Origin of the sequence: Paenibacillus marchantiae (assembly GCF_028771845.1) — a bacterium.
GTDB lineage: Bacteria > Bacillota > Bacilli > Paenibacillales > Paenibacillaceae > Paenibacillus > Paenibacillus marchantiae.
Window position 1 is genome coordinate 4,118,334 of record NZ_CP118270.1, and the last position, 23,106, is coordinate 4,141,439.

21 protein-coding genes and 1 other annotated feature are annotated in these 23,106 nt (G+C 47.3%); of the genes, 17 read left to right on the forward strand and 4 right to left on the reverse strand.

Annotated features, from left to right (window positions below):
• Positions 1 to 576, forward strand: a complete 576-nt coding sequence (locus tag PTQ21_RS18920) for a GNAT family N-acetyltransferase (RefSeq protein ID WP_274566703.1) — start codon at positions 1 to 3, stop codon at positions 574 to 576.
• Between the two features lie 43 nt (positions 577 to 619).
• Positions 620 to 1,210, forward strand: a complete 591-nt coding sequence (locus PTQ21_RS18925) for an HAD-IA family hydrolase (RefSeq protein WP_274566704.1) — start codon at positions 620 to 622, stop codon at positions 1,208 to 1,210.
• Between the two features lie 144 nt (positions 1,211 to 1,354).
• Here PTQ21_RS18925 and PTQ21_RS18930 read toward each other — a convergent pair whose 3' ends face one another.
• Together PTQ21_RS18930 and PTQ21_RS18935 are read right to left on the reverse strand one after the other, a co-directional pair.
• The gene (locus tag PTQ21_RS18930; protein WP_274566705.1) at positions 1,355 to 2,887 is read right to left on the reverse strand and encodes a sensor histidine kinase; all 1,533 of its coding nucleotides are present in this window, start codon (positions 2,885 to 2,887) and stop codon (positions 1,355 to 1,357) included.
• Positions 2,887 to 3,570, reverse strand: a complete 684-nt coding sequence (locus PTQ21_RS18935) for a response regulator transcription factor (RefSeq protein ID WP_063563521.1) — start codon at positions 3,568 to 3,570, stop codon at positions 2,887 to 2,889. The genes PTQ21_RS18930 and PTQ21_RS18935 overlap by 1 nt, the downstream gene beginning before the upstream one ends.
• Before the next feature lie 203 nt (positions 3,571 to 3,773).
• Between PTQ21_RS18935 and PTQ21_RS18940 the strand changes: the two genes are divergently transcribed.
• From PTQ21_RS18940 to PTQ21_RS18995, 12 genes are all read left to right on the forward strand, one after another.
• Positions 3,774 to 6,023, forward strand: a complete 2,250-nt coding sequence (locus tag PTQ21_RS18940) for an ArnT family glycosyltransferase (RefSeq protein WP_274566708.1) — start codon at positions 3,774 to 3,776, stop codon at positions 6,021 to 6,023.
• Between the two features lie 33 nt (positions 6,024 to 6,056).
• Positions 6,057 to 7,043, forward strand: coding sequence for a glycosyltransferase family 2 protein (locus tag PTQ21_RS18945; RefSeq protein ID WP_079694408.1), 987 nt, complete (start codon positions 6,057 to 6,059; stop codon positions 7,041 to 7,043).
• A complete protein-coding gene (locus PTQ21_RS18950) occupies positions 7,036 to 7,473 on the forward strand; it encodes a GtrA family protein (protein ID WP_079694407.1) in 438 nt (145 codons plus the stop codon). Before PTQ21_RS18945 ends, PTQ21_RS18950 begins: the two co-directional genes overlap by 8 nt.
• Position 7,474: 1 nt before the next feature.
• The gene (galU, locus tag PTQ21_RS18955) at positions 7,475 to 8,347 is read left to right on the forward strand and encodes a UTP--glucose-1-phosphate uridylyltransferase GalU (protein WP_072732648.1); all 873 of its coding nucleotides are present in this window, start codon (positions 7,475 to 7,477) and stop codon (positions 8,345 to 8,347) included.
• Positions 8,348 to 8,496: 149 nt separating this feature from the next.
• Entirely contained in the window at positions 8,497 to 9,342 is an 846-nt protein-coding gene (locus PTQ21_RS18960; RefSeq protein ID WP_274566710.1) for a class I SAM-dependent methyltransferase, read from the forward strand.
• Between the two features lie 191 nt (positions 9,343 to 9,533).
• Positions 9,534 to 9,811: a binding site (T-box leader), on the forward strand.
• Between the two features lie 117 nt (positions 9,812 to 9,928).
• Positions 9,929 to 11,014 (forward strand): aspartate-semialdehyde dehydrogenase, encoded by a 1,086-nt coding sequence (gene asd / locus PTQ21_RS18965; RefSeq protein ID WP_063563527.1) that lies wholly within the window; start codon positions 9,929 to 9,931, stop codon positions 11,012 to 11,014.
• Between the two features lie 187 nt (positions 11,015 to 11,201).
• Complete coding sequence (locus tag PTQ21_RS18970) at positions 11,202 to 12,302, forward strand: amidohydrolase/deacetylase family metallohydrolase (RefSeq protein WP_274570528.1); 1,101 nt, start codon at positions 11,202 to 11,204, stop codon at positions 12,300 to 12,302.
• Entirely contained in the window at positions 12,280 to 13,392 is a 1,113-nt protein-coding gene (locus tag PTQ21_RS18975; protein WP_274566715.1) for a DgaE family pyridoxal phosphate-dependent ammonia lyase, read from the forward strand. Before PTQ21_RS18970 ends, PTQ21_RS18975 begins: the two co-directional genes overlap by 23 nt.
• Positions 13,385 to 14,137 carry a 2-dehydro-3-deoxy-phosphogluconate aldolase gene (gene dagF, locus PTQ21_RS18980; RefSeq protein ID WP_274566716.1) on the forward strand — a complete coding sequence of 251 codons (753 nt, stop codon included), beginning with the start codon at positions 13,385 to 13,387 and terminating at the stop codon, positions 14,135 to 14,137. Before PTQ21_RS18975 ends, dagF begins: the two co-directional genes overlap by 8 nt.
• Complete coding sequence (locus tag PTQ21_RS18985; protein WP_274566717.1) at positions 14,130 to 15,146, forward strand: sugar kinase; 1,017 nt, start codon at positions 14,130 to 14,132, stop codon at positions 15,144 to 15,146. Before dagF ends, PTQ21_RS18985 begins: the two co-directional genes overlap by 8 nt.
• Positions 15,147 to 15,349: 203 nt before the next feature.
• Entirely contained in the window at positions 15,350 to 16,021 is a 672-nt protein-coding gene (locus PTQ21_RS18990) for an SGNH/GDSL hydrolase family protein (protein WP_063563530.1), read from the forward strand.
• Between the two features lie 280 nt (positions 16,022 to 16,301).
• Positions 16,302 to 16,562 carry a hypothetical protein gene (locus tag PTQ21_RS18995; RefSeq protein ID WP_240321307.1) on the forward strand — a complete coding sequence of 87 codons (261 nt, stop codon included), beginning with the start codon at positions 16,302 to 16,304 and terminating at the stop codon, positions 16,560 to 16,562.
• 79 nt (positions 16,563 to 16,641) lie between these two features.
• Here the strand turns inward: PTQ21_RS18995 and PTQ21_RS19000 are convergent, their stop codons facing one another.
• Positions 16,642 to 17,610, reverse strand: coding sequence for a bile acid:sodium symporter family protein (locus PTQ21_RS19000; protein ID WP_274570529.1), 969 nt, complete (start codon positions 17,608 to 17,610; stop codon positions 16,642 to 16,644).
• A 141-nt stretch (positions 17,611 to 17,751) separates the two neighbouring features.
• Here PTQ21_RS19000 and PTQ21_RS19005 point away from each other — a divergent pair, with 141 nt between their 5' ends.
• Positions 17,752 to 18,228 (forward strand): DUF6376 family protein, encoded by a 477-nt coding sequence (locus PTQ21_RS19005; protein WP_274566726.1) that lies wholly within the window; start codon positions 17,752 to 17,754, stop codon positions 18,226 to 18,228.
• A 144-nt stretch (positions 18,229 to 18,372) separates the two neighbouring features.
• On the opposite strand, the gene PTQ21_RS19010 is transcribed toward PTQ21_RS19005, so the two are convergent.
• Positions 18,373 to 18,810 carry a MarR family winged helix-turn-helix transcriptional regulator gene (locus tag PTQ21_RS19010; protein WP_170867822.1) on the reverse strand — a complete coding sequence of 146 codons (438 nt, stop codon included), beginning with the start codon at positions 18,808 to 18,810 and terminating at the stop codon, positions 18,373 to 18,375.
• A gap of 209 nt (positions 18,811 to 19,019) precedes the next feature.
• Here PTQ21_RS19010 and uvrA point away from each other — a divergent pair, with 209 nt between their 5' ends.
• The gene (gene uvrA, locus PTQ21_RS19015; RefSeq protein WP_274566727.1) at positions 19,020 to 21,524 is read left to right on the forward strand and encodes an excinuclease ABC subunit UvrA; all 2,505 of its coding nucleotides are present in this window, start codon (positions 19,020 to 19,022) and stop codon (positions 21,522 to 21,524) included.
• A 27-nt stretch (positions 21,525 to 21,551) separates the two neighbouring features.
• Entirely contained in the window at positions 21,552 to 23,081 is a 1,530-nt protein-coding gene (locus PTQ21_RS19020) for an MDR family MFS transporter (protein WP_063563535.1), read from the forward strand.
• Positions 23,082 to 23,106 lie beyond the last annotated feature (25 nt).

Sequence of the window (23,106 nt, forward strand, 5' to 3'; positions counted from 1 at the left end):
ATGAAACAATCCAACCAAAGTGATGAATTAATCATTGAATGCAAAGATATTTATTTGCGCGAGTATCGACTTGAGGATTTGAAGAAATTGCAGGAAATCACCTGGCAACCTGAGGTTTACAAATTTTTGCCGGGATGGAATGCTGCGGTTGAAGATAGAGCACTTTGGCTCACTCAATACGAAATCCCTGAGAATCAGAATTTTAAACAAGCTGTTTTGGCGGAAGGGGACATTGGAGACCTCTGTTTACGTATGGCTATCGTGCTCAAAGAAAATGATGAGTTTATTGGATGGTGCTGCTCGGGGATCAAGGATGAACTGCCAGCGCCCAATCGGGAGATTATGTACGGCATTTCGAAACACTTCCGGAACCGTGGCTATACAACGCAGGCAGTACAAGGCATAACACAGTATTTATTTGAAAATACAAACGTTGAAGTATTGAATGCCATTGCTTTATTAACGAATCAGGCATCGAATAAGGTAATACAGAAATGCAATTTCGAATGGCTGAATTTGATCGAAATCGAGAATGAACCGTACAACCATTATCAACTGTTGAAGCACCAACGATAACCCTACTGTAATTGGCTCAAGATGACTGTACAGGAGTGATCCCATGGATTCCAAACCGCAGCTTGTTTTAGATCTGGCGGGTGTGTTGATCACCAATCTTTCCTCTTCATTCTGGCAGGAGCTTGCTAGGTATGCAGGTACGCCTTTTCATGTTTTAATCGAGCAATTAAGCGGTATACGCAAGGACTTGTGGACAGGGAGGCTGACGGAGGAACAGTTCTGGATCTGGATGCAAACACAATATCCCAATATTGAAAAGATGTATGCTTATGAATTGCTTGAACAAACAACAGAGTTGCTACCTGCCATGCATTGTCTTGAACGATGGAGCGAGCAGGCAGAACTTCATCTCTTGAGCAATCATTGTCATGAATGGATTCAATCTATTTTGCCGTTGATCCAACCGTACTGCAAGAGCATAACCATTTCCAATCAGGTCGGATATTGCAAGCCCAATATAGAGATATATAAACTTGTACAATCTCATCTACACAGGGATGTACCTGTTATATATGTGGATGATCAGGCTAAAAATTTGAAGCCTGCTGCTGAGCTGGGCTGGGAAACATTACTTGCGGATGAACAGCATCAATGGATTGTTGAAATTGACGCATGGCTCGCAGACCAACGATAATCCTTGATACATATGCACTCTTCACCATTCTACCGATCCGATACCAAACAAATACCCCTCTCATTTCTCCGCAGAAATGAAAGGGGCATTTGTCATATGATAAGAGTCGCAATAAAACGGAAAGCTTCGTCTAACAAGCCTCGTTCAGCCTAGGGCTTCACTCTTGACCAAAGGCAGCAAAATCGTAAATTCCGTTCCTGCACCTAATTGACTACGCACTGTAATTTTCCCTCCATACGATTCCACAATCGAACGGGTAATGGCAAGGCCGAGACCCGCGCCTCCTTGTTTTCTAGAACGGGAAGAGCTTGTGCGATAGAAGCGTTCAAAGATATGAGGGAGATGCTCCGGTTCAATTCCTGAGCCGTTATCTTTGACGGTTAACTCGGCTTTATGCTGAGCGGCATACAACGAAATACTGATGGTTCCCCGATCTGAATCGGTGTGCTGTACTGCATTGTGGAACAGATTGAGTACAACCTGTTTCAGTTTGTGAGCATCGGCCATTACATGAACTTCAGCGGTCAGGTCGAGATGAACCTGTCTTTCCTGAGCCATCATGATCAACTGTGGCTGCATTTCGAGCAGCAGACTGTCAAGTTGGATGACTTCCTGCTCCTGCTGAGGCGCCTGATCCAGCTTGGTCAGCATCAGCAGATCCTCTACAAGTTTGTTAATCCGCACCGATTCACCGTACATGCTGTTCAAAGCGCTATATAATTGCTCGCTGTTGGAAGCTGCGCCGCGCTTGAGCACCTCAATAAATCCGTGAATGGAGGTAAGAGGGGTACGCAGTTCATGGGAAGCATCAGACAGAAAACGCTGCATCTGTTCTTTCGATTCCCGCTCTGCTTCAAACGAGTCTTCAAGCCTCTCGAGCATGCCGTTAAATGAAAGCGCCAGCTGATCCACTTCCTGTTGTCCCTGGACAGAAGGAAGGCGTTCGGCCAGGCTGCCTGCATCGATTCGTTGCACCGTATCTACCATACTGGACAAGGGAATCAGTGTCCGGCGAAGTGCTTTGGCGTATAGAACGAGTCCAGCCACCATAGCCAGCAGGGATAACATCAAGAAGATCAGAAGCTGTTTCACAATCAAATCTTTTAGCGGTTTCGTAGCAGTGCCCATCTGCACCATGGGTAAGCCGCGATTACGCGGTCCAGGCGAGGAGAAGACGATTAGCTGCTCATTGCCCTGGTTATCCGTTACAATCCGGTACGGAACATGTTGTTTATCGTTGATCCGATCTGTAATGTTCTGATATTCAACTGATGTCAAGCGAGGAGCGATCAGACCGTCTTCACCAAAAATGTCCTCGAAGCCACTTTGATTATCAAATAAGGCGAGTGAACGATCAGGAATGTATAAGAAACGATTGCCTGATCCTCTTGGATCTGATCCAGATTGCCCACCAAAAGGATTGTTCGTCGCACCACTTCGTGAAGACGATCCGAGCCACACAGGAGGCATGGACATGAGCTGCTCTTCCATGGTTTTCGCCTGGTTGCGATACAGAAAGCTTTCCATAATCCAGAATTGAAGAATGCCAATTAACAATAACAGAGCAGCCATAATAAACAGGGATCGCGCGAGTAATTGAGAGCGGAGCGAATGTGGCGATATCCATTGATGAAGCCATGTCCAAAAATGTTTATCTTTCTTTAATAAAGAGGTCATTAGAGATCCACCCTGTATCCGACACCTCGAAGTGTACGAATGAGCTTATGTTCTTTATCCCCCAGTTTGTCACGCAAGGAGCGGACGTACACCTCCACAATATTCTCTTCTCCACCAAAATCGTATCCCCACACGCGGTTCAGAATGGTCGCTTTACTCAGGACAATGCCATGATTAAGCACGATGAATTTTAATAGTTCATATTCGGTTGGAGATAACTCCAGAATCTGATCGTGATAGGTAATCTCTTTGCGTTGATCATCAATTCGGAATGGACCATGAGTCACTGCCCCTATTAATAAAGGAAACTGATTACGCAGCCTTGCCTGAATCCGTGCAAGCAGTTCATCGAACGCAAAAGGCTTAATCATATAATCGTCAGCACCAAGCCATAGGCCTTTTACCCGATTCTCGACTTCATCTTTGGCTGTCAGCATGATCACCCCGACCTGAGCCCCGCTCTTGCGCAGACGCTCAACAACCTCAAACCCATCCATCTCGGGCATCATGACATCCAGAATGGCCATATGTGGACGAAAGTCTAGTGCCAATTCAAGCGCAGCGGCTCCATCCGGGGCCGTACGTACGTCAAATCCTTCGTTGCTTAGCCCAAGCTCCAGAAATTGCAAAATATGTGGTTCATCATCTGCCAATAGTATTTTAATGCCAGTACTTAGCTTCATAAGCAGGCGTTCCCTCCCGTTAAATCCATCGATTACATACCCTCAAATCTAGAGGTCTATATGCTGTATTATCGCTCGCCAAACTGAAAATTAGCTGAAAAGTTTGCAAGTTATCCTCAGGCAACATTCAGCGGGCACTCATCCCAGTTTTACTTTGGCATGTCACAATAGTAGACATGAAGAACTTGAAGGAGTGATTGAGATTGAATAACGCCAAACGAAGGATTGACCTTGTCCTTCTGCCGATTGTTTTACTGGCGGCATTTCTGAACGGGTATGGCATCTGGAACGACCAATATGCCAATTCCTATTATACGACCGCCGTCGGGAGCATGCTGAGAAATTTCCATAACTTTTTCTACGCATCGCTTGACTCGGCTGGTTCGGTAACCGTAGACAAACCACCGGTTGTCTTCTGGATTCAAACCGCTTTTGCTTACGTATTTGGATTACATGGATGGAGTGTTATTTTACCGCAAGCGTTAGCGGGGATCGGTTCGGTGCTGCTGATATATTTCATGGTCAAGCCTACATTTGGTCTTGCCGCGGCGCGAATCTCGGCACTTGCGATGGCGACTGTTCCTGTTGTGGCAGCGGTCAGTCGTACCAACAATATTGACAGCATGTTGGTATTCACGTTGCTGCTGGGTTCATGGTTTTTGTTCAAGGGAAGCAAGCAAGGTAGTACGTGGCGCATCCTGGTTGCCTTTGCACTCATTGGACTTGCTTTTAATATGAAAATGCTGCAAGCCTACATGATTCTTCCGGCTTTCTACTTGTTCTATCTGCTTGCATTCAATGCAAAGTGGAGAAGAAAAATCATCCTGCTGATCGGAAGTACGGCAGTGCTGGCAGTTGTTTCCTTATCCTGGGCAGTTACCGTGGATTCTATACCGACAGATGAACGGCCTTATATCGGCAGCAGTGAAACCAATTCGGTGCTGGAGCTGGCTTTTGGATATAACGGCTTATCCCGTCTCACGGGACAACAGAACAGATCAGCGAATGCAGGCATGCCAAACGCCTCTGATGAAGGCAAGGTCCGTGGCAACGCAACTTCCCAGACATCAGCATCCGATCAGTCGGGCAGCGGCTCGGCTCCAACAGTCAATGCACCGGGAAATGGTGAAATGGGTGGCATGAACGGAATGACTTTCCCGGGCGGTCAGATGCCAAACGGTGGCGAGATGCCTAATGGAAGGAATTTCGGAGGCGGTAATGGCGGCGGTGGAGGCATGGGTGGCATGTTTGGTACAGGGGAAAAAGGTCCTCTGCGCTTATTCCAGACCGAACTGTCCGGCCAGGCCAGTTGGCTTTTGCCGATGGTATTACTTGGCTGCATCGCGATTTTTGCAGGATTAAGACGGAGAAATATAACAGATAAGCACAAGGAAGCTTTGTTCTGGCTGGTCTGGCTGCTTCCGGTAGCTGCTTTCTTTAGTGTAGCTGGTTTTTTCCATCAATATTATCTGATTATGCTCGCACCTCCTGTAGCGGCATTAACCGGAGCAGGATTTGCAGCCATGTGGACGGCGTATCGTGAACGCAATGGCTGGCAAGCCTGGCTGCTTCCGATATCCGTACTGCTTACGACCATCTTCGGCTGGTACATCATGCAGGTGTATAACGAAACGATCGGGGCAGCTTGGTCCATAAGTGAATTGATCGCAGGCATTCTGATCACGGTTATTCTGATTGTGATGCTTAATCGTTCACACCCCTGGAAAAAGGGTTTGATTATCGCAGGCTTCATGGTCATGCTGATCGGTCCGACCTATTGGGCATTTACCCCTATCACATATGGAGGTAACAGCATGATTCCGGCAGCTGGACCTACAGGTTCCAATGGGATGTTCGGTGGAATGGGCATGGCGATGGGAGATAGACAAGGTGATCGCATTGGTGGCGATATGGTTCTGCCGAACGCATCAAATGACACCGACACCGATCAGGCTTTCCCATCATCCGATGAAGCTGACCCGAATAATGCGGGCATGGGAACACCTCCGAATTCAGAAGGAAACATGAATGGTGGAGGAGGAATGCCTACGACAGGTGGTCGAGGTGGAGCGGGAAACCGCAACGAAGAAGTGGACACCACAACACTGAATTATCTGAGAGAGCATAACACAGGTGAAACCTATCTCTTCGCAACGACGGACTATAACCAGGCAGCTCCATATATCATCGATGAGAATGAAGCAGTCATTACGCTTGGGGGGTTCTCGGGCTCAGATCCGGTGTATACCACGGAAAAACTGGAACAACTTGTGAAGAGTGGACAAGTGAAATACTTCATGGTAGGTGGCATGGGCGGCCGAGGTGGAAGTTCTGATATCGGTGACTGGATCAAGGAGCATGGTACCGAAATTCCAACGTCAGAGTGGAAGACAGGTACGGACAGCGGTTCCGGTTTCGGTGGTCAAACCACTTTATATGAAGTGAAATTATAAGCGTGATCGATTGGTATAAGGGAGGGAACGAACATGGCTCAAAAGTGCCGTTACAGCATTATCATTCCGATGTATAACGAAGAAGCGGTGATTGAGGAGACTTATCGGCGTCTGAAAAAAGTGATGGGCAGTACGGGAGAAAGCTACGAGCTGCTGTTTGTCAATGACGGTAGCGTGGACCAAAGTGCACAGATGATTCGTGACTACGCCCGTTGGGACGAGAGTGTGAAGCTGATTGATTTTGCACGCAACTTCGGTCACCAGATCGCGATTACAGCAGGGATGGATTATGCAGCAGGCGATGCGGTCGTCATTATTGATGCGGATCTTCAGGACCCTCCCGAGCTGATATTGGACATGATCGCCAAGTGGAAAGAGGGCTATGAGGTTGTCTATGCCCGTCGGACCAGACGAAGCGGGGAGACCCGCTTCAAGAAATGGTCGGCAAGCCTGTTCTACCGCGTACTGCGTGCGTCGACGGATACGGATATTCCAGTGGATACCGGCGATTTTCGTCTGATTGATCGCAAGGTATGTGATGAGATGAAACGTCTTCCGGAAAAAAATCGATTTGTTCGCGGACTGGTCAGTTGGGTGGGGTTCCGTCAGACGGCCATTGAGTACGAACGGGATGAACGTTTAGCAGGGGAGACCAAATACCCGCTGAAACGCATGTTGAAGCTGAGTCTGGACGGCATTACCTCATTCTCACACAAACCACTCAAGCTGGCAGGTTACGTAGGAGCTGTTCTATCCATCGGCGGTTTCATCTATATGCTAAGTGTCATCGCTTCAGCGATATTTACAGATTCAACGATCAAAGGATGGCCTTCAATGGTCAGCATCATGCTGATCTTTAACGGCTTCATTCTGATCATGCTGGGCATTCTTGGCGAGTATGTTGGCCGAATCTATGATGAAACGAAGGCGCGCCCGCTATATATCGTAAGAGATGTGTATCAGGTGGAAAGTCAGTCGAGTCAGTCACGGTTAACGGGCAGAGTTGCTCATCATGACTAATCGTTTGGTCACTATATTTAAGTTTGGAATTGTGGGTGTCCTGAATACGGCGGTGGATGCAATGGTATTCACGTTGCTCGCTGCCGCAGGCGCACCTGCTCTAATTGCTCAGGTGATCTCGTATAGCTGTGGGGTCGTGAACAGTTACTGGTGGAACGGCAGGTGGACCTTCCAGGATGCGGGAAGACAGGGCAAAAAAAACGAAATCATGCGTTTTGTAATCACCAATCTGGTGGTACTGTCTTTATCCTCCCTGATTTTGTATATCTGCAATAGCACATTAGGTTGGAGTGTTGTAATGAGTAAAATACTGGCAACTCTCTCAGGCATGGTTATAAACTATATTGCCAGTCGGTATTGGGTGTTCCGGGCAGAGCCCGTTCAAGGATCTGATCCTTCATCTGATGCTAATGAAAGGAGTGTTTCATGATATGAGAATTAAAAAAGCAGTCATTCCGGCAGCGGGGCTTGGCACCCGATTTTTGCCAGCAACCAAGGCTCAACCCAAAGAAATGCTGCCGATAGTGGACAAACCAGCCATCCAATACATTGTGGAAGAAGCGGTACAATCGGGCATTGAAAATATCATTATCGTAACCGGTCGCAATAAAAAATCGATCGAGGATCATTTTGACAAATCGGTTGAATTGGAGCATTCCCTGTATGCCAAAGGCAAGCAAGCTCTATTGGAAGAAGTGCAAGCGATCAGCGAAATGGCGAGTATTCATTTTATCCGTCAAAAAGAACCGCTTGGATTGGGCCATGCGATTGGGTGTGCTCGTCAGTTTGTGGGAGATGATCCGTTCGCCGTACTGCTTGGAGATGATATTATGGTGTCTGATCCTCCGGCGCTCGCACAGATGATTCATTTATATGAAAAGACAGGCAGCCAGATTGTCGGTGTACGGCAAGTGCAGGATGCTGACGTGAGTAAATACGGAATTATCGATTCACAGGGCGCAGAGGATCGGGTTCACCGAATTACCAATCTGGTAGAAAAACCTTCAATGGCAGAAGCACCCTCCCGAACAGCCGTGATGGGACGATACATTCTGAAACCTTCCATCTTTCCAATTCTCGATCAAATCGAGAGAGGGGCTGGAGGGGAATATCAGCTAACGGATGCGCTGAAAGAAGTAAGCCAGGTGGAAGAGCTGCTGGCCCTTGAGCTGGAGGGGCGTCGCTACGATATTGGTGATCAGTTTGGATATATTCAGGCGATCTTGGAGATCGGACTGATGCGTAAGGAATTACAGCCCATGCTGACACCATATCTTCAGAAGCTTGCAACGCAGTGGGGATAGGGATTGATATGTAGCAGAAGTTTATATCTGCTGTAGGACGGAGTCTCCTCTGTGTCATGGTTCTGGCATAGACTCCAGCATTGTACAATGGTGACTGTCACGATACAATGAGCAAGAAGTTCAAGTTGCTCTTTGAGGAGTGAGGAATCATGAGTGAGGCTATCATCAGTGACCTTATTAAGTATATGGACGTGGAGGACAATGCCGCCATTCAATACATTCAGACCGAGCATCGGATGAAACTGGGACTCTTTTGGGGGATCCGGGAAGGCAGCCGCGTTCTGGAAATCGGTTGTGGTCAGGGAGATACAACGGCCGTGCTTGCACATCTGGTGGGGGAGCACGGGTATGTTCATGGTGTAGACATTGCACCAGAGGATTATGGTGCACCACTGACCGTAGGTGAAGCGGCAGCCAAACTGCGGAAATCTCCGCTGGGTGACCGAATTCGAATGGATTATGATTTTGACATTCTAAGTGATCAGGCCCAATTCGGCGAAAATGAGTTTGATGTGATTGTACTTTCCCATTGTTCTTGGTACTTGAAATCATTTGACGAACTCGCCCAGATTCTTAGCAAGGTTAGGAAGTGGGGGCATCAGTTATGTTTCGCCGAATGGGATGCACGAGTTACAGATGTGAGCCAGCTCTCACATTGGTTATCCGTTCTGATTCAGTCCCAGGTCGAATGTTACAAGGAGAACAGCTTCTCCAATGTGCGCACGCTTTTTACACCGGAGGATATTCAAGAGCTTGTCTCTGCGGCGGGCTGGACGATTAAGGAAGAGATTTCGATCCATTCTCCCGAGCTGCAGGACGGTCGCTGGGAAACCGAAATGACACTGGCAGAAGCGCCTATGGAACTGCAGATGCTTCCGATTCCGAATAAGGTAAAATCACTTCTTCTTTCCGAATTGAAATTACTTAGGACTCATCATGTCTCGAGGCCTGGGAGTCCACTGGGAACGTATGCGATTGTTGCCAAAAAGCAGTAAAGAAATAGCCATTTGCAGTAATTTATAAGAAAAACGTCTATCGACGTACTTTCACAGAAGACAGACCGCGTTTTGCTGAAGTTTTTCTTGCGATAATTGAATTGTTCAGCTCCGCTGAAAACGTATAAATTCCATTATCTAAAAAAATGTGTTTACTTCACGATGGTAATTTTGATATTATAATCGCAATATCAAATGCGACGAAGAGATGAGTAGATAAAAGGTTTCTTTTACAGAGAGCTCCGGCAGCTGAAAAGGGGTAAAGAATTTTTTGTTGAATAAAGACTCAGAGCAGCACATCGGAACTTTAAGGCTTGAGGGATGGTGTGACAGGAGCTCCTGTTATAGAGCGAGAGTATATGCGGATGCGGCATAATTGAATGCAGTTATCCTTAACTCGAAGAGGCTGGTATGGCGACATATTGGCGAATCTGGGTGGTACCACGAGTGTAACAATCTCGTCCCTGAGACTTTTGTCTTGGGGATGGGATTTTTTGGTTTTTCCGGGATGTTAGCTACACGCTTTGGAAATGCCTGAATAGTGTTTAATAAGGGGAAACTCACACCGAAAGGAAATGATGATTTTATGTCAGCAAAATTGAAAGTCGGTATCGTCGGAGGAACGGGGATGGTAGGTCAGCGTTTTGTGGATCTGCTCAATGAACACCCATGGTTTGAAGTAACGGCTATTTCAGCAAGTGCTAACTCGGCAGGCAAAACATACGAAGAATCCGTACAAGGCAGATGGAAGCTCGCTGCTGCGATCCCGGAAGCAGTGAAAAACATCGTTGTGCAGGATGCTTCCCAAGTGGAAGCTTTTGCAAGCCAGGTTGATTTTATATTCTGTGCTGTAGATATGAAAAAGAATGAAATTCAAGCGCTCGAAGAGGCTTATGCCAAAACGGGAACTCCGGTTGTTTCCAACAACTCGGCTCACCGCTGGACAGCGGATGTACCCATGGTTATTCCGGAAATTAACCCAGGACATCTGGACGTGATTGAAGCTCAACGCAAACGTCTCGGAACCAAAACCGGATTCATCGCAGTTAAACCAAACTGCTCGATTCAGAGCTATGTACCTGCACTTCACGCGTTGCGCGAGTTCAATCCAACTCAAGTGGTGGCTTCCACATACCAAGCGATCTCAGGCGCAGGTAAAAACTTTACCGACTGGCCGGAAATGCTGGATAACGTGATTCCATACATCGGTGGCGAGGAAGAGAAAAGTGAACAGGAGCCGCTGCGCATCTGGGGAAGCATTCAAAATAATGAGATTGTAAAAGCGTCCTCACCATTAATTACAACACAATGTATCCGTGTACCGGTAACAGATGGTCACCTGGCGACAGTATTTGTATCCTTTGAGAAAAAACCATCCAAAGAAGAAATTCTGGACCGTTGGCTGCAATTCAAAGGTCGTCCGCAAGAACTGGGTCTGCCAAGCGCACCGAAACAGTTCATTACGTATTTTGAAGAAGAGAACAGACCACAAACGAAGCTGGATCGTGACATCGAGCGCGGTATGGGCGTTTCAACGGGCAGACTGCGCGAAGACTCCCTATATGATTACAAGTTTGTAGGACTGTCTCACAACACGCTGCGCGGAGCAGCAGGCGGTGCTGTTCTGATCGCTGAATTGCTCAAAGCTGAAGGATATATTCAGCCGAAATAAACAGGCATTGTGGAAATAGGAATAAAAGTAATAGAATATTACTGACAGGCTACCCCTTTTAGTAGACAAGAGTATGAGCATCTGGGAAGATGAATTTATTTTTGTTGAACAGAGGGGTATTTTCATATCAATACATATGAAGCAGGAACACGTGAATCCAATATTCCAGAACAGGAAGGGGATTGTGATGGACGGTCAGCTGGTATTGCGTCGAGTCCGTCTTACAAGTGGTGAAGAGGTGGATGTGGTTATCAATGAAGGCAGGATTGTGAAATTCGCTCCTGGTGGAACGGCAACCGGAGATCGGATATGGGAATCGCCTGGAGCTTACATATCCAGCGGATGGATCGACATGCATGTGCATGCTTTTCCAGAGTTTGATCCTTACGGGGACGACATTGATGAAATCGGTGTAAAACAGGGCGTTACTACGATTGTGGACGCAGGCAGCTGCGGTGCTGATCGAATTGGCGATCTGGCGATAAGCACTCATAAGGCGGCTACCCGGGTGTTTGCCTTTTTGAACATATCTTGCCTCGGCTTACTGCGTACTGACGAATTGTCGAATCTGGACTGGATTGATCGGGACAAGCTGTTACAGGCTACCCGGGCATATTCTGAATTCATCGTGGGATTAAAAGCAAGAATCAGTGGGAGTGTGGTTGGCAAAAGCGGACTGCGGCCGCTGTATTTGGCAAGAGAGTTTTCGCAGGAAACAGGCCTGCCGCTTATGGTTCACATTGGATCAGCCCCACCTGATATTCGTGAGGTCATGCCGCTCTTACAGGGTGGTGATGTGGTCACTCACTATTTGAATGGAAAAAACAATAATTTGTTCGATGATAGAGGCGCGCCGCTGGATGTATTGAACGATGCCATCAAGCGCGGTGTGCATTTGGATGTGGGACATGGGACTGCGAGTTTTTCATTTCAGGTTGCAGAAGCTGCCAAGAAGCATGGCATTGACCCGGATACGATCAGTACGGATATTTACAGGGGCAATCGTCTGAACGGTCCGGTCTACAGCATGGCTAATCTGTTAAGTAAGTTTCTGGCCCTTGGCTACTCGTTGAACGAGACGATAGATCGGGTGACCGTACGGGCAGCAGAGTGGCTGGGCAGACCGCAGCTGGGGAGGATTCAAGCAGGTGATGAAGCCAATTTGACTCTTTTCCAAGTAGTAGACAAGCCTGTAACGCTTGTGGACTCCGAGGGAGTAAATAAGATAGGCAGCCGTCAAATTGAAGTAAAAGGAGTGATTGTGGGTGACCAATTCATTGAATGTTAAATATGGACTGAAACGTGTTATCAACGCCAGCGGGCGGATGAGTATCCTCGGCGTATCTGCACCGACGGACACAGTCATGGATGCCATGAAGCAAGGCGGGCAGAGTTATGTGGAGATCGCAGATCTTGTAGACAAATCAGGGGACTATGTATCCCGTCTAATCGGTGCCGAAGCGGCCGTTGTTGTCAATTCCGCTTCTAGTGGCATCGCGCTCGCCGTAGCTGCCATGGTAACAAAGGGCAACCGCCACGAAAGTTTGAAGCTACATCAGGAAGTCATTACGAACAATGAAATTGTTATGTTGAAAGGCCACAATGTACAATACGGAGCTCCCGTGGAGACGATGGTTTACCTTGGTGGTGGGAAGCTGATCGAAGCCGGATATGCCAATGAAGGTCGGGCGGAGCATATCGCGGATGCGGTTTCAGACAAAACGGCTGCGATCCTATACGTCAAATCCCATCATGCGGTACAGAAAAACATGATTTCCATAGAGGAAGCCTGGCAGGTTGCCCAGAAGTGTGAGGTACCCCTCATTGTTGATGCGGCTGCGGAAGAGGACCTGCACAAATATGTGAAGTATTCGGATTTAGCCATATACAGCGGCTCCAAGGCCATTGAAGGCCCAACTTCCGGCATTGTGGCAGGTAAACGAACCTATATCGAATGGTTGAAGGTTCAGCTTCACGGGATTGGGCGCAGCATGAAAGTTGGTAAAGAAACTACGTTTGGCCTGCTTCAGGCTTTGGATGAATATGCAGTCAAAGCTGACCATAGTGAGCAGGAAAAGGCTTCCTTGCAGGAGTTAATGTCACTCAATCAGATAGCCGGGATTCAGGTATCGATTGTCCAGGACGAAGCGGGCCGAGCGATTTACAGGGGGCGCATCCAGGTCGACGAAGCGAAGGCGGGGATCAGTGCCAAACAGCTTAATGAGGAGCTGAGAGGCGGTCCTATCGCCATTTATACTCGTGATTATGGCGTAAGGCAAGGTTATTTCGATATCGATCCCCGTCCCTTGATGGGGGATGACATGCGGGTCATTGAAGATCGAATTCGACAATTGACAGGAGGAGAAGGAAATGTCTGAGATTGCAAAACGATTTTATAACAATCGGGTGGCTTTGAATGTGCTCGCCAAGAACATTACGAATGCAAAAGAGGTTTTTGATGCAGCTGAGGGCCATGTTCTGGTTGGTGTTCTTTCCAAGGATTATGCCACTGTGGCTGAAGCGGTGGAAGCGATGGAAGCCTATGGGCGGGAAATTGACAATGCCGTTTCAATTGGACTAGGTGCCGGAGACAATCGACAGGCTGCTGTCGTCGCCGAAATCGTAAAGCATTTTCCAGGCAGTCATATCAATCAGGTATTTCCGGCAGTTGGCGCTACCCGAGCGAATCTCGGGGACCGGGACAGCTGGATTAACAGCCTCGTCTCCCCGACTGGTCAGCCGGGCTTTGTCAATATTTCGACGGGTCCAGTGAGCGCTGCCCAATCCGAGCTTGCCGTGGTGCCTGTACACGCGGCCATTGCATTGGTACGGGATATGGGTGGCAATGCACTGAAGTATTTCCCGATGCAGGGGCTAAAAAGGGAAGATGAACTGCGAGCGGTAGCGAAAGCGTGTGCAGAAGCGGACTTTGCGTTGGAGCCTACCGGTGGCATCGATATGGATAATTTTGAAGCGATTCTCGAAATCGCACTGGAGGCGGGGGTTCCGCAAGTTATTCCACATGTGTATTCCTCCATTATTGATCAGGAGGGTCTGACCATTGTAAGTGATGTGCAGTCGTTATATGCATCAATGAAGACGCTGGCGAAGAAGTATGGTTAAACGCGTAGGGGCTTTTGGCGAAGTCATGATGCGACTTGAAGTTCCGGGACATGATCTGTTGATTCAGAGTAATCGGCTGAAATACTCCTTTTCGGGCAGTGGGGTCAATGTAGTATCGGCGATGACACGTTACGGATATGCAGGCCTGCTGGTGTCGAGGCTTCCAGTCAATCCCTTGGGTGATGCCGCCGAATCCTACTTGCGCGGACTGGGCCTGAGCACCGAGTATGTGCTTCGCGGAGGGCAGTATATCGGGATGTACTTTCTGGAGAATGGTTATGGGGCCAGACCTGGGCGGGTGACTTACTCTAACCGGCTGGAGAGCAGCTTTAATATTGCGCCTGAAGGCACGTATCCCTTTGCGGCAGTTGCATCAGGCATGGACGCTATTCATTTCTGCGGAATCACGCTGGCGATGAATGATTCGGTGAGACTGGCGATGAAACAATTGGCACAGGTGGTCAAAGAACAAGGCGGCACAGTTGTTTTTGATTGTAATTATCGTCCTGCTTTATGGGGGGATCAGGGTTATGCCATGGCGAAGCCGCATTATGAGGAAATGTTGCATTTGTCAGATATCGTCCTGATGAATGAGCGGGATGCTCTTCATATTCTGGGGTTAAATACGGACAAAGTACAAAGGGAAGAGCAACTGACTGAGCTCATTCCCCTGGTTGCTGAACGGTATGGCGTGCGTACCCTTGCTGGAACGCATCGTACCATATACAGTGATAACCGACACTGCCTACAGGGCTATATGTTCAAGGAAGGGGTGTTTGCTCATTCCGAGCCGCTGACCTTTTCTGTTTATGACCGGATCGGCGCGGGCGATGCGTTTGCGAGCGGTATCATGTATGGTGAACTGGAGGGGTGGATGCCAGCGGAGACAATCTCTTTTGCTGCGACAGCCGGAATGCTGGCGCATACCGTAGCAGGTGATACACCAATGGCTTCCACTGGAGACATCATCCAGGCGAGGAACAGCACCGTGCGTGATGTAACAAGGTAATATTTTAGTGGAGAATGCCTGGAACGTAGAGCGATAGATGCTGATCTTCTTCTCTATTAAGATTGTCTCGGTATCGTGTGGCACGAAAACTTTTGTTACAATAGTGTAGCGAACGATGAAAGGCTGGAAAGGCCGTTTTGCTTCGGTATTTGGATGACATCGTTACTATACATATCTGTTACAAGGGAAGAAGGGATCTGCTCATGTCGTCACAATCATCATCCTATGAAGGGCAAAAGGCTGTTTTTCTAGGAGACAGCATAACTTTCGGATATGGACTTCAGGAAGGGGAACATCCGTATCCGGAGCTGGTTTGCAGCGCATTGGGATTTCAATCCCATGAGAATCATGGCATTTCCGGAAGCAGTGTGGCGGACGGAGGGTTTGAACCGATGTGTAATCGCATTGGGCAGATGCACGCGGAAGCGGATGTTATCTTTTTCATGGGCGGAAGAAATGACTTCTCCAGTGGTATGACGGCATTTGGCGATATCAGTACTTCGCCCAATTCGAAGGATACCTTTTATGGGGCGCTTAAACATATAGCAGAAGAGTTGATCCAGCGCTATCCAACCAAGCTGATCGTGTTTCTTACTCCGCCCCATGGATCAAGTGAAGCTGTCCCAGAAGACCTGCCCAATACGGTAACCAGACGGATATACAGTGACTATGTCGCTGCGATTAGAGAGGTCGCGTCGTTGTACTCCATCCCGGTCTGTGATCTGTGGAACATTGCTGGAATCCAGCCATTATTGCCAATCCACAAAGAATTATATTTTACAGGTGATAATGGTGTACCGGATGGGCTCCATCCCAACCAGGCCGGACATGAAAGAATTGCCTCCAGAATCGTGGGCTTTTTGAAATCGTTGTGATACCTTGTGAATTAGTGTGAGGAAAAGAGAAATAGAGTGAATGGGGATCTGCAGGGTAGGCACTTTAATCATAAGTGTCACTTATTGCAGGTCCTTTGTGTTATACAGAATCAGGATATATTATAAAAAATTTATGTTGAAACTAATATGGTAAATATTACATTGTAAATTCATGAGATTTCCGGTATTTTTATTAACGGCAAACTTTTATTTATAAAGTAGAAGTAGATTGTCTTAGCAGGTAGCAATTGAAATGAAGGAGAATGGAGGAAGAAATATTATGTCAGAAGTTGCTAGTCAAAGAGTACATAAGCCAGGACCACAGCCAGTAAGTTTCGGTAGTTGGATGCTCACGTTGTTCCTTATGATGATTCCGCTTGTAAACATTATTATGTTGTTTGTATGGGCATTTGGAGATTCGAATCCTTCGAAAGCCAATTATGCCAAAGCAGCATTGCTGTGGGCAGCAATCGGGATTGTTGTGTATATTCTTGTGTTCGTACTTATCATTGGAGCTGGAATTTCGCTCTCGGATTACTAGGTTTATGAATACGTAGCTTGATAAAGTTTTAAAAAAACGCCGACAATACTGTCGGCGTTTTTGATTTGCTTATTTTGTACTAGGCTGCGGACGTCTTATCAGCATTGTGAAGAGTCTGCGAGCGGCGGCCAAGCAGGTATCCTGCAAGCGAGGCCAACATCTGCTGGAATACCATGCCGAGTACAACCGGGACGGCAACCGGTGGAGGGAAATACGATACGGCAAGCACCGCTCCCGCACTAATATTGCGCATGCCTCCGTTGAATACAAGTGCGACCTGATCGGCTTCATTCCAACCGAGTAATCGGGCAACGAAGTAACTTAGAGCATAGCCAAATGAGGCCAGAAAAATAATGATGGCTGCTAGACCAGCGAGCTGCCAGTTAAAGTCAGCTAAATAGGGCGCAACAACAGAGCCATTAATCGCGACAACCGCTGCCATGAACAATTTGGAGAACGGATTCAGTCTTGGCCCCCAGACTGGAACAATGGCCCCTTTGGTCCATTCATTCAAAAGCATCCCGATCAAGGAGGGAACAACGATCATCCAGAACAGACTGCTCATCATGGCTGCTATATCCAACGATACGCTAGTGCCAATCAGCAAGGATAATACGCCGGGTACCACGAAAGGAGCAAGCATGGTGTCAATCAGGATAATCGACAGCGTCAGAGCGATATTGCCCCGATAGATACTGACCCAGATAAAGCTGCTCACACCTGTCGGAATAACTGCAGCCAGAACAAGGCCCGTTATCGTGTAGGCATCCGTTGGGAAGACCAGGTGACCCATGCCAAGAGCAATCAGAGGCATCGCCAGATGCAGAATAAACAGACAAACGAACAGTGGAAAAGGCTTCTTCAGCACGTTCACAAAATCCCGTATCCCGAGACTGATGCTTCCCGCAAACGTCATGAACGCAAAAAGCCATGGCGACAAAAAGGTATAAGAAGAAAGAAGACTCCCGCAAAGAACGCCAATAATAATGCTGATTGGAGTAATCAGTGGCATGATGCGGTTCAAGCGTACATTTAAGGCCTGAAGCATATTCATGACATCCCTTTACCGTATGATTCCTTTATTATACATGTTAATAACGCTGAATGTAGACCCATTTGCAATGAAGCATACGGAGCAGTTATCATAAATCTGGAAGAAACACTTCAATATGAAGAAGGGGAGATGGTCATGATTAAACGGAAAAGAAAGCACACAATGATGATGGCAGGCCTCATTGCGTCAAGTATTCTTATGATATCGGCCTGTTCCGTTGTAGAACAAGCGAATCAAAGTTTGAATTACGTTAGTGGGGCTACTGATTATATAGAGCAAGTATCGAACGCCGGAGCCGATCTGCAGGAACTCGCATCAGGAGCGGTGAGTAACCCTGAAATAACAACTCAGGTACAGGAGAAAATAGACCGGATTCAGGCAGAAGCCAGCGAATTCTCTCAGCTGACAGCACCAGCGATAGGGGAAAGCATTCATGAAAATCTGGTCAGTTACAACAATCAATTAACCGAAGTTGTGGGTCAATTTGAGAACACGCTTGCAGAGCAGGGTTTTACGGCAGAAAACTGGGAGAAGACAGGTATTCCTGAATTGATCACCAATATTAATGGTTTAAAAGATCCGTTAAGCGGTCTTGGAATCGAGGCCAATTAAGATTTAAACCAGGAAATGCCTTGAGTATAAAGCGGCTTCATCCCCAAAAAGGACGATATACCGGAGTGATTTTGATCACTTGCGGATATCGTCCTTTTTGTTTTTCTAATATAACTCACATTTTTTACAAAATATAAACATGGATCACGATGATGATTTGCCACGGATTTTGGAGCTTAGATCTTCAATCTGTCCATCCAGAACATTTCCTGCTTTACTTAGGAACCCTGTAATAAGCTCCAGCTCTTCCTCTGTGTATGTGGAAGCCAGATTAACCATAGCTGCATGAAGGGTGAGGTAGGTGCTGCTGACCTCTTCCTTGTTTTCGTACAAAGGCACAATGATGACTTTACGGCGGTCATTGGGGTCATTTTCTCGACGGACAAAGCCGTTCTTCTCAAGCCTGTCAATTAATGTCGTAACACTTCCGGTGGCCAGACCGGTAAGTTTTGACAGTTCACCTGCAGTGATTGGCCCCTTCTCGCGCAGGATATCCACGGATATGAAATCGTTATTGTACAAGCCCAAAGAGGCAGCCACATGCTGCTGATATAAAACGGTTCGGGTACCCAGGCTCCGCATTCGCAACGTAAAATTCTCCTGTAATTCGGTAGGTTGTTGTTGATGTTCTCTTGACAAAAGATAACCCTCCTCTTAAGATGACATATATCTTGATTATCGAGATATTAGATTAACGAGATAATAAATTTTGGAGATACTAGATTAACGTATGATTAATTTCAACTTATTTTAACGAACTCTGTACTTATTTGCAAAGGGGACGATCGATTTTGAGAGAAACAATGATGATTAAAGGAGCACGGGAGAACAACCTAAAGAATATTTCACTTTCGATTCCGAAGTATAAGTTGGTGGTTCTAACGGGACCGTCCGGCTCCGGCAAATCCACGCTGGCAATGGATACCCTTCAGCGAGAATGCCAGAGACAATACATGGAATCGATGGGATTAACATCGGATTCGATCAGCAAACCGAAAGTGGAGTCCATCACAGGTCTTTCTCCATCCATCAGCGTAGGACAGCACATTACTAATCGGAATCCACGCTCAACAGTAGGAACAGTGACAGACATTTACACTTACGTTCGTTTCATTTTTTCCAGACTTGGGGAGCGTATATGTCCATCCTGTAATGGCACCATATCACCATCGTGGGAAGCGGCTGGTCATTTAACCGAGGAAGACGAATACATGGGTCATCAGACTATACATTGTCCACATTGCAATGCCGTGCTTGAGAAGTTGGGCATGTCACACTTTTCGTTCAACAAACCGGAGGGTGCTTGTGATGTATGTAGTGGGCTTGGTCATGTGGCATCAATCAACGAAGCGGCTGTATTCAATCCTGAGCTTAGTGTGCGGGATGGAGGTGTTGCTTCGTTAAATGGTGTGCATCGGGATATCCAGATCCGAATTCTGGTTGCAGCTGGACAGCATTTTGGATTCGGATTCGATCCGGATCGTCCATTGAAGGACCTTGGTGAAATCGAGCGCGATTTGCTGTACTACGGCGTCGAGAGCGAAGCGTTTAAGCAGCATTACCCTAATATCAAGCCCATTCAGGGAACCAAGTTCGAAGGTGTGATCCCCGGATTGTGGAGACGATATAAAGAAAAGGAAGGAGAAGGTGGCGGAACGGAAAAAGACGGACGTTTTTTTCATCAACAGCAGTGTCCTGAATGTCAGGGTGCTCGTTTGAAAAAAGAAATTCTTTTGGTAAGCGTAGCTGGCGCATCCATCTCCGACGTAACCAACTGGTCATTCAGTAAAGTGCTGGAATGGACGGTAGGCCTACAAGAAGTGATCTCACCCGAGGCACATCACCTGCTTGATCCAATCCTTCATGATCTGCCCACCAAGTTGAAACGCATTATGGATGTTGGACTTGGCTATCTCTCCATGGATCGTCAGACCGTAACTTTATCTGGTGGTGAAGCTCAGCGATTACGACTTGCATCGCTTCTAGGCTCTGGTTTAACGGGCGTATTGTATATTCTGGACGAACCGACGACAGGGCTTCATCCGAAAGATACCATTGGCCTGATTCGCGTACTTCAGGAGCTTCGTGATCTGGGCAATACGATCCTCGTCATTGAACACGATATTGAGATGATGCGTGCTGCTGATCATGTGATCGACATTGGACCTGGTGCTGGAGTCAATGGAGGGATGGTTGTTGGTGAAGGGAGCCTGGAGGATTTAATGGCAAGTGAGCTTTCGGTTACGGGAGCTTATCTGAGAAATGAATCTGTGGCTAGTCCTTCTTATAACCGAAGAACAGGTACGGGGCAGCATCTTGCCATTCGGGGAGCGCATTTGCGCAACATTGATATTCCGGTTGTATCTTTTCCATTAGGCACGCTGATCTCCGTAACGGGTGTTTCAGGGTCCGGCAAATCTACGCTTGTATTTGATATCCTCGCACAGGGAATGGAATCACTTCAGAAACCATCAGGTTGTGAAGAGATAACAGGGTTGGAGAGCGTAGGTGATATCGTTATTTTTGACCAAACGCCAATGGGCAGAATGCAACGGTCGAATGTTGCCACCTACACAGATGTATTTACGCACCTGCGCCAACTGTTCGCTGGTTTGCCAGATGCCAAGGCACGAAAGCTTACTGCGAAGCATTTCTCGTTCAATACGCCCGGAGGGCGCTGTGAAACCTGTCAAGGCCTGGGAGTGTTGTCTGTGGACATGAACTTCCTGCCTGATCTGGAGGTAACTTGTCATGACTGTAAGGGCAGACGATTCATGGATGAGGTGTTACAGGTTCAATACGAAGGATTCTCGATATCCGATGTACTGAATATGTCAGTAGCCGAAAGTCTGCCTGTCCTGAAAAGTCAGACCAAAATCGCCGATCTCGTCGAGATGTTGTGTGAAGTTGGACTTGGTTATCTCCAATGGGGGCAATCCGTCAAAACATTGTCAGGCGGTGAGGGTCAACGGATCAGGCTGGCAAAAGAGCTGAGTAAAAAGACCAAAAAACACACGCTCTATCTATTGGATGAGCCAACAACCGGCCTTCATCCGTCAGACATCAAGCAACTCCATATTTTGCTGGATAAGCTGGTTGAGTCGGGGAATACCGTTGTCGTTGTAGAGCACAGTCTGGAATTGATTCGGGAATCCGATTGGGTTATTGACATTGGCCCAGAAGGTGGCGCAGCGGGTGGTGAGCTAGTAGCCGAAGGCACGCCGGAGCAGGTGGCGGAGGTCAGAGCCTCCCATACAGGACAATTTTTGAAGCGTATATTAGCCGAGGGGCTTTAATCAGAATGGATAAGGGGAAAAATAATCATGGTAAAAAGCAATAAATTAGGCGTTATTCTTGCAGGCTTGCTGCTTGCCATTCTCATGGCTTCGATGGATAACACCATCGTAGCCACTGCAATTGGTACCATTGTGGGTGATCTTGGCGGATTTGATAAATTAATGTGGGTCACCTCTGCCTATATGGTTGCGGAGATGGCGGGTATGCCGATCTTCGGTAAACTATCGGATATGTATGGCCGCAAGCGATTTTTCATTTTTGGAATCATTGTATTTATGATTGGTTCTGCATTGTGCGGGACAGCGGATTCTATCATTCAGCTCAGCATTTATCGTGCGATTCAAGGAATCGGCGGCGGAGCGTTGATGCCGATCGCATTTACCATTATGTTCGATGTCGTTCCCGCAGACAAACGGGGTAAAGTGGGGGGACTATTTGGTGCAGTCTTTGGTTTATCCAGTATTTTCGGACCACTTCTCGGAGCCTATCTCACTGATTACATTCATTGGTCCTGGATTTTCTATATCAACCTGCCACTTGGTCTGATCGCCTTTGTCATGATTGCATTCTTCTATAAAGAATCCGTAGAGCATTCCAAACAGAAAATTGACTATTTTGGCGCATTCACACTGGTAGCTTCCATCGTGTGTCTCATGTTTGCACTTGAACTTGGAGGCAAGGAATATGCCTGGAATTCCAGTATGATCGTGGGTTTGTTTGCCTCGTTCGCCGTGCTGATAACTGCATTTGTGTTCATAGAGCGGCGTGTGGCAGAACCAATTATTACATTCAGCATGTTCAAAAACCGGCTGTATTCCACGAGTAATCTAATGGCTATATTTAGCGGTGCAGCCTTTATTACAGCTTCCATCTATATCCCCATTTATATTCAGGGCGTACTTGGTGGATCAGCTACCAACTCCGGTCTGGTTCTGCTGCCGATGATGCTTGGATCAGTTGTAACAGCTGCGGGTGGAGGAGCCATGCTTACCAAGCTCAGATACCGCTCCATCATGTTACCCACACTTGCGCTGCTGGTCATTGGTATCGCCTTGCTGACAACGTTAACGACGGATTCCTCCCGATTTATGGTGACCATTTTCATGATTCTGGTTGGTCTGGGCATTGGGTCTTCGTTCTCTGTATTGAGCAATGCAGCCATTCACGGTTTCTCAGCAAGACAGCGCGGTTCTGCCAGCTCAACCCTTAACTTCAATAGGGAACTCGGTATGACGTTAGGAATTACGGTATTTGGTATCGTACAGAGTCACGTATTTGCAAGTAAATTGGTTTCCTTCTTTGGAAATAGTAATGGTAGTGAGCAGGGTGGTGGCGTGAATCTGAGTGATCCTAGCTTAGTCCTAAAACCGGACACTCGTGCTGATATTCCTGCGCCAATGTTGGATAAGATTACAGAAGCATTGTCCTCATCCATCGTTCATACGTTTGCCTGGGCCATCATTCCGGCCGTTATTGCTCTATTGGCTGCTTGGTTTATGAGTAAGGAAAAATTTGACCCTGCATCCGAGTCAGATGAATATTTAGCTTCACACTAGCAAGACTATGTAATGGATTTGTGTG